The sequence below is a fragment of the Oscillatoria sp. HE19RPO genome, assembly GCF_024220515.1.
Classification (GTDB): domain Bacteria; phylum Cyanobacteriota; class Cyanobacteriia; order Cyanobacteriales; family Laspinemataceae; genus Laspinema.
In genome coordinates this window covers 1-1,749 of sequence record NZ_JAMXOT010000510.1, presented here as the reverse complement: position 1 = coordinate 1,749, position 1,749 = coordinate 1, and the positions used below count along the sequence as shown (strand labels likewise).

General features: G+C 47.5%; 3 protein-coding genes. 2 read left to right on the top strand and 1 reads right to left on the bottom strand.

All coding sequences use genetic code 11. The features are described from left to right. Nucleotides 1–348 precede the first annotated feature (348 nt). On the top strand, nucleotides 349–867 hold the full coding sequence (locus tag NG833_RS30230; RefSeq protein ID WP_254568962.1) for a pentapeptide repeat-containing protein: 519 nt from the start codon (nucleotides 349–351) through the stop codon (nucleotides 865–867). Nucleotides 868–947: 80 nt separating this feature from the next. Here NG833_RS30230 and NG833_RS30225 read toward each other — a convergent pair whose 3' ends face one another. After that, nucleotides 948–1,151, bottom strand: coding sequence for a hypothetical protein (locus NG833_RS30225; RefSeq protein ID WP_254568961.1), 204 nt, complete (start codon nucleotides 1,149–1,151; stop codon nucleotides 948–950). Between NG833_RS30225 and NG833_RS30220 the strand changes: the two genes are divergently transcribed. Beyond that, complete coding sequence (locus NG833_RS30220; RefSeq protein ID WP_254568960.1) at nucleotides 1,150–1,596, top strand: helix-turn-helix domain-containing protein; 447 nt, start codon at nucleotides 1,150–1,152, stop codon at nucleotides 1,594–1,596. The two genes, NG833_RS30225 and NG833_RS30220, sit on opposite strands and share 2 nt — an antisense overlap. Nucleotides 1,597–1,749 lie beyond the last annotated feature (153 nt).

Below are 1,749 nucleotides of genomic sequence, written 5' to 3'. Positions count from 1 at the left end.
CAACAAATAAATCATCCTTGCTTTGATGCGATCGCACCTAACAAGGCTCTTTTAGCCCGCGCAGGCACCGCTTTGTCCGTGTAGCCCCAGGCTTGAGCCTGCGGGTTTTTTGAAGGTTTTATTTTTTGGAGTTCCCTTAACTGCATTGAACAGATCCGGTGAGAGGGTCTGCTACAAGGGAGGCGATCGCTACCCGAGGGCCTTTGAATCTTCCTCGACTTTTTTATGAAGTTTTATGAAGTTTTTACTGATGGGTGTCACCCCCTTTGACAATTACTAGTATTTATGTATTCAGGTTCCCGTCGGGGAACCGTGATGATTGGTGGCACTAATAAGGAACTAAAGAACGTGAAAGCAATAAACCTGACAATTGCGGTAGTGGTGCTAACCTTATGCTCTAGCTGTATGGGCGATCTCGCAGATCTGAAACACTTGCAGGAAAACAACCAATGTCAGGGGTGCAATCTAGTCGGTGCCAATCTCAAGGAGCGGGTGTTGGGTGGGGCTAACCTCAGAGGAGCGAATCTGGATCGCGTCGATCTCAGCAGTTCTAATCTGTTTTTTGCTGATCTGGAAAATGCCTCGTTAGAAGGCGCTCGCATCCATAGTGCCGTGCTATCTACAGCGAACTTAAAGGGTGCGAATCTCAGGAATGCCGATTTGAGTAGTGCAGATTTGAGTAGTGCAGATTTCAGCTATGCCGACCTTCGGGGGGCCAGCTTAGAAAATGCCGATCTGTCGAATGCCAATTTCTTTAATGCCCAATTAAGTGGGGCTAATTTTGAGGGTGCGAATCTCGAAAGCAGTAAAATGGAAGGGGCGATCGGATTTGTGTCAGATCCAGACATCATGACTGAGACCCATTAGATATTGGAATGAATAACGGGTTCAGGAGATCGGGTTGAGGGAGGCGACTCCACCATCGCGATCTCCTTGCTGCATTTGGATCATCCCCTCCAGGGAACCTGTGGGACTGCCCGGATCCGAATATCCCCAATCCAAAATACGAGAAGCTGTGATTGTGCCAAAAACAGCTTCTCGTCTGCTTTATTCACTAAAATCGGACGGAGGAGGCGATCGCGACTGCCTGGGATATGATTTACATCTAACTCGCATAAAATTAAAAGGACTTTGTTTTCTATTGCGCTCATGCCCGCCAAAAATTTTCTCACCCCGACCCAAAAAAAGAGCTTGCAAAATGCCATCCGCCAGAGTGATTGCTCTCGGTTTCGGGAACACGCCCTGATTTTGTTATTGCAAAATGATGGTAAAACCTACGAAGAAATTGCGGAGTTTTTAGGCTGTTCTTACCGAACGGTTGCCTATTGGTGCGTGCATGGGGATCCAGATAATCTCGATAGTCTGCGCGATCGCCGCGAACAGGGGAACTATCGCAAAGCGGATGAAGCTTACATTCAATTACTTTTAGAAGTCGTCAAAAAAACCCCCACTCAATTTGGGTATCCGGTGGAAGTTTGGACCAGTCAACGATTAGCCGAACATTTAGCCCAGGTAACGGGAATTCAACTAAGCGGCACTCAATTAATTCGCATTCTCCGCAAGCATAAGATCCGCTTACCCATGAGTCGAGTCTAATTTTTTTTTGGTTAGGGAACTCCAAAAAATAAAATCCCCAAAAAACCCGCAGGCTGTTCTATGAGCGTTCCGCTAGGAAAGCCTGGGGCTACACGGACAAAGCCCGCCTGCGCGGCGTCATACAGTCTTGTTAGGTGCTTAACCATCGGGATT

Bases quoted from the DNA above. Each gene is read 5' to 3' on its own strand.
- NG833_RS30220 (WP_254568960.1), top strand. From the start codon at position 1,150: ATGCCCGCCAAAAATTTTCTCACCCCGACCCAAAAAAAGAGCTTGCAA.
- NG833_RS30225 (WP_254568961.1), bottom strand. From the start codon at position 1,151: ATGAGCGCAATAGAAAACAAAGTCCTTTTAATTTTATGCGAGTTAGAT.